An 8,139-nucleotide genomic window follows, 5' to 3' on the forward strand; every position below is an offset into this window, starting at 1 on the left:
ACTCAGGTTTTACGACTGCTGCGCAGCCGGACGCAGGCTTCGCCAGCTGCTACAAGGGCTAGGCGTCGGATGTCTGGTTGAAGTATTTGCTGCGGTCCGGGGTGAAGGTCACGACCATTTTCGTGCGGGAACAGGTCAGGGCCCGTTCCTCGCTCAGATCCACGTCCAGGTCTTCACCGCGCAGGCCCTGCCATTGGGCGAGGTATTTGAGGGAGCCGTACTTTTCGAGTTTCTTCAGGCTGCGGCTGACACCACCTTTCCAGCCCAGCACCGGCAGTTCGCCGTCGAGGCATTGGCGGGCAAGATCGGGGAAACGTGCGGCGCGCTGGCGACCGATCTCCCAGCATTTGATCAGGCCTTTGTCGTGCTCCTCCCACAATTGATCGCGGCCGAGGCCGGTGCGAAGGGGAAGGTCGATGCTGCGGTGGATGCGCTGGGTCATTTCTGTTCCTTGAATTCGGGTTTTGTTGGACAGCTCCGCTGTGCCCCATCAGATGGCGATGTTAGATGGGTATGTAATTGGTTGCAATGTGGTATATCGGTGCGTAGAAATAATTTATTTATAGTAGAAGTCTGTAGGATTAATCTCACTCAAGGATTGTGAGTGGTGTAGTTTAGGTAAGGGTGCAAGTTAGTTAGATGTAAAAAGATAATAAGTTTGGCGTTGGCGGGTTTGCGCTTTGATGACGATCAGGCTCTTTAAGAGTTTTTTGGTAGGATGAAGTTTTTAAAATCGCTCAATGTGAGCAGGGGTTTCTAGTTGGATGGATGTCGTCGATTCTACATGAGTTGATTTTCTTCATCTTTGTTCAGAGAGAGTTTATAGGTGTTCATTTCAGGGGCTGGGTGGAAAGTGGCAAGTTCGAATCGAAGCTTCTGTACAAGCTTGATACTATTAGTGTTTCTTGGTGAAATGTTGGCAAAAAATTGAAAAAAACCGCTTGCGAAGCATTTTTGTATTGTAAGGTTAATTAGGTGCGATGCAATTCCACGGCGTCGATATCTTTTACCTGTTATGGATTCAATTTCGTAAGCTTTAAATGATGCTCGATAGCGAGCGACAACTAAGGCTGCTATTTCATGCTCATCCTGAGCTAACCAGAAATGGGTGGGTGCAAAGTCATTTCTATGAAATAGATTGAAAATGACGGTTTGTTTGATGACTTCGAGTGGAGGTTGGTTTGAAAATTCTTCAGCGTAGAATTGGGTAAGTTTTTCAATGTCGGTCTGCTTGGCTTGTCTGATGATTAAGTTTTCCATAGGTTCTCCAAGGTGCTCTCTAAGTTAGAGTAGTATTTAAGCTGGCGAAGTAATTTGAAGGTTTGCTCATGAGCATATTCAATGATTTGGCTATTTAGAGTTATGTTGTTCAATAGAAATATCAGGCTTCTAAGTTGGTTGGTTTTTATGTAAATAGGGACTTTATTGTTGCTGAGGTGTTTAGCACTTGCTCCGTACCCGTTGACGAAGCTGTTCCAAGCAGCATGTTTATAATTTTCACTGTGGTCCACTCCTGTTAACCACCAGATAAAAGTGGAGACGTCAAATGTAGGGTCAAAGATTCTTGCGTGTTCGAAATCTAATAGGGTGCAAGTATTATTTTGGTAAAGGGCGTTTCCTGGCCAAGCGTCTCCATGGCAAACACAGTATTTAGTTCTAGTGGCGGGGTATTGCTTTGAAGCAGAAATGTCATTTACTAAAATTGTTATGATTTTCTTTAGTTTTCGTGTTGTTTGTGAGTTTTTGCTTTTGTCAAATGCTGAAATCAGATGATGTGCATTGTTTGGATTGAATGCTGGGTTGTTGAACGTAGGGCGAGGGCAGTTGTGTAATTTTTGTAGTGCATTACCAAACAGCGCCTCATGGTGATATGTACTGCTTTCTGAGTATTGATTGCCATCGCTTTCATATGTGAGGATTCCATAATATTCAGCGCCTTCAAACGTATAGAGTTGTTCGATATTGCATGTTGAAGAAATCACTTGTGTGCAGTCAATTTTTTGTGAAAAAAGGTATTGCGTGATTTTGCGTTCATAAACTATGTTGTTTATCGGAGTATGGCTTTTTCTGAAGATTTTTAGAATGTACGTTTTGTTGTCAGTGGTGACGCGAAATAATTTGTTAACGCCGTTGTAGATCATCCCAATGTTGTTTGCTGCAAGCTTGTGAGCAGAAAGTATTTGTAGTGTTAAATTATTGAGACTGCTCATAAATATGCCTTTAGAAAGCGCTCAATGGAAAGCAGGTTTGAAAGATAATCTAATATATGGCTGGGGGTGTTGGTGTTAAGTCTCTCCAAGTCAAGCATCAATGTTTTTTGATCTATCAGGCCTATTTCTATGATCCTGAATTTGGTGTGTAAGGCTATAAGGGTTTCTTTTTGTCTAAGTAGTGCCAGTTTGTCGGCGTGCATAAAATTTTCTTTTGGGTAATTTTTGAAAGTGTCCTTGGTCATTGTTTTTGAAATAAAGTTTGATAGAAGAGATTTGTTTACTCTCATGCTAGTAGGAAGGTTTCTGCAAAACTCTATAATTTTCCTGTCGCGGAAAGGGTAAAGTGGTATCAGGTTTAATCCAAGCAATAGAGGAGCTCTTCTGACCATTGCCAACATTAAACAAGTTTCTGCGGATGTTCTGGGAGCACAGGGGAGCAACGAGGAGCTTAGAATATCCTGCGCTTTTGGGGAAAGGCGATTCATTAGAATTTTGTTGTATGAATGCCATTCGTGATCATTCATGCTGCGCATACGGTCTGTTGTAAAATCTTCGTCTAAGAACTGAGGGAAAAGCTCGTCGCCACCACAACCATTAATTACTAAGTGGTGCCCATCTTTTGCTGCTTGGGCCCAAATAGAATCAAACGCTTCCCCATATGCTTCCGAATTTAAATAGTATTTATCTTCTGCGGATGACGAGAGAGAAGGTAAGTGATCCATGATTTTTATAATGTGGTCGCGGGCGCCTATATGCCTGATTACTTCTTCTCTTCGGATGCATTGGCTTTCGATCAATGATGGATCGCTGATTACTATCCCATAGGTATTAATCGTTGATGATGGGAAGGTATGTGCGGTTGCGATGGCAACTGTCGATGAGTCAAGACCTCCGCTTAGTTCGATGGCCATTTTGTGCGGATTTAACAGTTGTGACCGCATTTTATTTTTGATTAAGTTGGTGAATTCGTAAATTGCATCGTCAGGGTCAATACTATTAATTGTCCGGAGTTCTGTTGATTCCAATGGAAATTTATAATCACATGATGAATCTGAAAATGTACAAGAAGCACCTGCCGTAAGCATGTAAATGCCTTGGAAGGCTGTCCTGTTGGTGTAGATGGGTTCAAACGTAGACTTTACGACGTATTCAATATCAATTGTTACTGATTGTCGTGTGGATGCGATTTTTTTGAAATCCCAACTAAAGTAAATTTTTTCGTTATTGGTGCAAAAATATATCGGAACGCTGCCCTCATTTCCCGAGATGATACGTACAACGTTTCCATGCTCGCCTGTTACCATTTCTACAAGAATTGACTCTGACTCTATTGAAGAAAAGTCTTTGTAAATACTTGTGAGTTTGGAAGGGGTCAATGGAATTATTTTAGGTTCTTTGTTGGCCAGGTGAGAGAGAACTCGAATGATGCATATCCATCTTTGCTTGTCATGAAAGATAGTTGAACTGATGTAGGGATTATTTAGTATGGATAGCTGGCTGCCATCAGGCCAAGTGTATTTGTTGTCAATGAAGGACGGCAGGCCAACACAACTTTTTCGGTCAATTTTGCAGGTTATCATTTTAGTACCCGATATAGAGTGGCGGCCCACCGTATTAACGGTTTCTGGGGTTCGCTAAATTTTAGTAGCGGAGCCTGTTGCTATCACCTGCGACCAAAAATTTTGGCGACCTTTTGGGTGTCGTAGGGGGCTTGAGTACGGATATCTCCATGACTGAAACGTTGGTGTCTTGTTTGGTCTTAACGGTATTTTGTTTTTTCATCGTATTATTATCCACGTTGGCGGGCCATTCCCGCTTTGATATAAATACATTGTTATCGAATGAAAGAAAGTCTGATTATGTCTTGGTCTTATGCTTTCTTAGTCTGGATGTGCTAGTTTTGTGTTGTGTTTTATGAGTCTAACGCCGGTTTCAAGCATTTTAGAAGTGCTATGAATTTTTCTGATGGCGGATCTAAGCTGATCAGGTAAGAAGTTATTTTGTGTTCGTTTGGTATTAGTAATCGAATGGCGATTTCCGGGTGGTAGCATGTAGGAATCTGAGCGTATGTTGCCAAACCAATTCGGCTATTGGTCGATAGCAAAAGAATCATCATTTCTATATTTGATGCTTGAAGGCCATATAGCGTGGTTTGCTCGTTTTCCGTTGCATTTAAATGTTTGTTTATCAAGTGATAGGATAAAGGTTTTAAAGTGGCAAGAGGGTAAGTGGTTAGATCTCTTATATTTATATTGTTGGATGTTGATAGTGGGTGTTCTTTCGGGGTGATGATCGCTAGTTCGTCACTCCAAAGTGGTATAGACGTGAATCCCTCGCGCGTTACTTTTCTTGGTGAAATAACTGCGTCAACTCTTCCGTCTTGAAGCGCGTTTGTTAGCTGGTCTTCAGGGATTTCGGATATATTCAATTGAATTGTTGAGTTGGTTTTCCGGTATTGTGCAAATCTTTTCGTGGCGTACGATGGTACAAAGTTTTCGATCAGTGCTACCCGTACAGTATGGTGGTGTTTGTTGTTTTGGTTTTTTATTCGTAAGCGGGCTTTGTCGACGGCTAAGAGTATTTGTCTTGCTTCCTGCAGGAAAGCCGTACCGGCCTCAGTGAGCTTGGTCGATCTAGTAGTTCGTTCAAATAATTGAACTCCTAGATCGTTTTCCAGATCTTTAATTGATCTAGATAGCGGTGATTGTTCGATGTGCAAGCGAACAGCCGCTTTGCTGAAATTTAGTTCTTCTGCGACTCCGATGAAATGCCTAAGATGTCGTAATTCCAATTCAAATGCTCCTTGCATGTTGGTGTGCGTACTAGGTGCGCACTCCTGGAATTCACCGTGTGGGATCAGATCAGTTGGCCTATAGTTTTACGGGTTGGGTGGGCGTTTTATACTGGTCGTGCAGGTTGAATATGGATTGTAGAATCGAATTTTGGTATGCCCTCAAGCATGATTCTGAATTTTCTTACATCATAGAACGACTATTCCTACGTAATAATCGTTTTGATATTCGCGCGGGGGTAGAGCAATTTAACTCGTGAGAATTAACTTTTTTGTTTTTCAATGATGAGCGGTGTCTTATCAAGGCTCCCAGAAACTCTTCTCCCCACTCAACCGACGGTCCAGGAAACACGCCGCACTGATCAGCGCCAGGTGTGTCAACGCTTGTGGCGTGTTGCCCAGGTGCCGGGCGTGGCTGTCGAACTCTTCGGCGTACAGCCCCAGCGGGCTGGCATACCTGAGCAACTGTTCGAACTCCAGGTGCGCCTTTTCCACCTGACCTGCGCGGGCCAGGCACTCGACGTACCAGAATGAACACGCGGCGAACGCGCCTTCGGTGCCTTGCAGGCCGTCGATCACGCCCGGGTCGTTGTGATAGCGATAGACCATGCCGTCGCGCACCAGGTATTTCTCGATGGCTTGCAGTGTCGAGAGCCAGCGCGGATCCTTGGCGGCGACGAAGCGCATCAACGGCATCAGGAGCATCGAGCCGTCGAGGGCTGTGCCGCCGATGTGCTGGACGAAATGCCCCCGGTCCTCGTCCCAGAAGTTCTCCCAGATGTCGGCGTAGATCGCCTGGCGTGTTTCGTCCCAGCGGGCGAAGGGCGCGGGCAGAGAACGTTTGGACGCCAGGCGGATCGCCCGGTCGACCGCCACCCAGCACATCAGGCGCGAATGCAGAAAGTGATGCTGCTCGCCACGCATCTCCCAGATGCCGACGTCCTCCTGCTGCCAGGTTTCACAGACCTGATCGATCACCTCCGTCACGTGCCTCCAGCCCTCGTGGGAAACGGCATCGCCGTACTTGTTGATCAGATACACCGCATCCATCAGTTCGCCAAAGATGTCGAGTTGTACCTGCTTGTAAGCCAGGTTGCCGATGCGCACCGGTTTGGCGCCTCCATGTCCGGACAGATGCGTGAGTTCGACTTCCGGCAGCTCCTGGCAACCGTCGATGCCATACAGGACATTGAGTTTGGTCGAGTTGCCGTGACAATCGCTGACCCTGCCACGCAGCCAGCGCGTATAGGCGTTGGCCTCATCCACATAACCCAGGCGCATGAAGGCATAGACGGTGAACGAAGCGTCGCGGATCCAGGTGTATCGGTAATCCCAGTTGCGTTCGCCGCCAACGGTTTCCGGCAAACCGAACGTCGCCGCCGCGAGGATCGCGCCGTGTTTGCGCGAGGTCAAAAGCTTCAGGGCCAAGGCCGAACGGTTGACCATTTCCCGCCAGCGTCCGCGGTAATTGGATTTGGCCGACCAGTCGCGCCAGTACTTGAGCGTGCGTTCCATGCACATCGAAGCGCCACCTTCCTTGAAACGCGGGTCGTCGACGGCACCGAGCAGGCATTCGACGCGTTCGTCCTGCTTGAGTGAAAACTCGGCCACGACACCGGAGCCCTCGATACGCAGCGGTTGATCGACGCGCAGTCGCAAGGTCGGCTGGCCGGCGGCTTCGAACAACGCGTCCTTGCCATCCATGCGCGCGCGGGTTTTGGCGCGGGCGTAGTCATGGCGCACGGCGCAGTGCAGACGAAAGTTTGCCTGCCCGCTGACTACGCGCACGCAACGCATCAACACCGGCAAACTGTCCTCTGTATCGCCGATGGGCAGCAGGTCGGTGATTTCCACCACGGCGCGATCACTCAGCCAGCGGGTTTGCAGGACGTTGGTGTCGGGCAGGTAGATCTGTTCGCGACGGGCATCGGGCAAATCCGGCGCCAGCTGGAAGATGCCGGCATCCGGGGTATCCAGCAGTGAACAGAAAATGGTCGGGCTGTCGAACTCCGGCCAGCAGAAGAAATCCACGCTGCCCTTGTCGTTGATCAAAGCGGCGCTGCGCATGTCGCCGATGATGCCGTGGGCGTCGATGGGGCATTGTCGTTCGGGATGTTCAGCCATTGCCATGGAACTCCGGATAGAGGCTCATGCCGCCGTCGATGAACAGAGTGCTGCCGACGATGTAGTCGGAGGCGTCGCTGGCCAGAAACACCGCCGCGTTGGCCACGTCTTCGACATCGCCGATGCGCCCGTAGGGGATGAGTTTGAGCAGCTCTTTCTCAGCAGCGCCTTGAGTGGCCTGTCGATTGATCGCGGTACGGATTGCCCCCGGCGCGATGCCGTTGACGCGGATCCGCTGGTGACTCACTTCCTGGGCCAGCGACTGCATCAACAGGTGGACGCCACCTTTGGACGCGGCATAGTTCGCATGTCCGGCCCAGGGAATGCGCTGGTGCACGGAACTCACGTGAATGATTTTGCCAGCTGCCTTCGATACACCCTGACGAACCCCTTGCCGCTGGAAAATGCGCAATGCGGCGCGGGCGCAGAGAAACTGGCCGGTGAGGTTGACGGCGATCACCCGGTTCCAGTCGGCGAGGCTCATGTCCACGGTTGCGGCGTCTTTCTGCAGGCCGGAATTGGCGACCAGGATGTCCAGTGCACCGAAAGTATCGAGGGTTTGCGCAAACAGGCGCTCGACGTCCTCCTCACTGGACACGTCGGCACCCACGGCAATCGCCTGGCCGCCCGCGACATTGATCTGATGGGCCAACGCTTCGGCGGGCGCGGCCTCGGTGTGATAGTTGATCACCACAGCAGCGCCGGCATCGGCCATTGCCCGGGCGACACCGGCGCCGATGCCGGAGCTGGCGACGGTGATGAGGGCTACCTGAGGTTCGAGCGAAATGTTCATGGGAGGCGGCGCTGTGTGTTGGGGGCTTAGTAGCTGACTGGTTTGGGTGGACAGGAGTTCAGTTGGATGGTGATGGGGCGGGCCTCTTCTCGGGCAAGCCTCGCTCCTGCAAGGGTGCGTTTGGCTTCTGTGGGAGCGAGGCTTGCCCGCGAAGAGGCCTTCACGGGAGTGTCAGAAATTTTGTGTTCGGGCATAACATGAGTAAGAGGTGCATGTAT

At 49.0% G+C, this 8,139-nt stretch carries 7 protein-coding genes; all 7 read right to left on the reverse strand.

Annotated elements, in window-relative coordinates; all coding sequences use genetic code 11:
* Positions 1-58 precede the first annotated feature (58 nt).
* Positions 59-442: a hypothetical protein gene (locus tag ACW9JE_RS26230; RefSeq protein ID WP_457434387.1), complete on the reverse strand. Its 384-nt coding sequence runs from the start codon at positions 440-442 to the stop codon at positions 59-61.
* Positions 443-780: 338 nt separating this feature from the next.
* Complete coding sequence (locus ACW9JE_RS26235; protein WP_457434388.1) at positions 781-1,260, reverse strand: N-acetyltransferase family protein; 480 nt, start codon at positions 1,258-1,260, stop codon at positions 781-783.
* Positions 1,248-2,210, reverse strand: a complete 963-nt coding sequence (locus ACW9JE_RS26240; protein WP_224539358.1) for a phosphotransferase — start codon at positions 2,208-2,210, stop codon at positions 1,248-1,250. Before ACW9JE_RS26240 ends, ACW9JE_RS26235 begins: the two co-directional genes overlap by 13 nt.
* The gene (locus tag ACW9JE_RS26245; protein ID WP_457434389.1) at positions 2,207-3,793 is read right to left on the reverse strand and encodes an asparagine synthase-related protein; all 1,587 of its coding nucleotides are present in this window, start codon (positions 3,791-3,793) and stop codon (positions 2,207-2,209) included. The genes ACW9JE_RS26240 and ACW9JE_RS26245 overlap by 4 nt, the downstream gene beginning before the upstream one ends.
* A 332-nt stretch (positions 3,794-4,125) precedes the next feature.
* Positions 4,126-5,004: a LysR family transcriptional regulator gene (locus ACW9JE_RS26250; RefSeq protein WP_457434390.1), complete on the reverse strand. Its 879-nt coding sequence runs from the start codon at positions 5,002-5,004 to the stop codon at positions 4,126-4,128.
* 300 nt (positions 5,005-5,304) lie between these two features.
* Positions 5,305-7,128 (reverse strand): glycoside hydrolase family 15 protein, encoded by a 1,824-nt coding sequence (locus ACW9JE_RS26255; protein ID WP_224539365.1) that lies wholly within the window; start codon positions 7,126-7,128, stop codon positions 5,305-5,307.
* A complete protein-coding gene (locus ACW9JE_RS26260; RefSeq protein ID WP_457434391.1) occupies positions 7,121-7,921 on the reverse strand; it encodes a glucose 1-dehydrogenase in 801 nt (266 codons plus the stop codon). Before ACW9JE_RS26260 ends, ACW9JE_RS26255 begins: the two co-directional genes overlap by 8 nt.
* Between the last annotated feature and the right edge of the window lie 218 nt (positions 7,922-8,139).

It is taken from the genome of Pseudomonas sp. SDO55104_S430 (assembly GCF_054070595.1).

Coding starts and splice junctions, on each gene's coding strand:
- ACW9JE_RS26230 (WP_457434387.1), bottom strand. CDS start 442: ATGACCCAGCGCATCCACCGCAGCATCGACCTTCCCCTTCGCACCGGC.
- ACW9JE_RS26235 (WP_457434388.1), bottom strand. CDS start 1,260: ATGGAAAACTTAATCATCAGACAAGCCAAGCAGACCGACATTGAAAAA.
- ACW9JE_RS26240 (WP_224539358.1), bottom strand. CDS start 2,210: ATGAGCAGTCTCAATAATTTAACACTACAAATACTTTCTGCTCACAAG.
- ACW9JE_RS26245 (WP_457434389.1), bottom strand. CDS start 3,793: ATGATAACCTGCAAAATTGACCGAAAAAGTTGTGTTGGCCTGCCGTCC.
- ACW9JE_RS26255 (WP_224539365.1), bottom strand. CDS start 7,128: ATGGCTGAACATCCCGAACGACAATGCCCCATCGACGCCCACGGCATC.
- ACW9JE_RS26260 (WP_457434391.1), bottom strand. CDS start 7,921: ATGAACATTTCGCTCGAACCTCAGGTAGCCCTCATCACCGTCGCCAGC.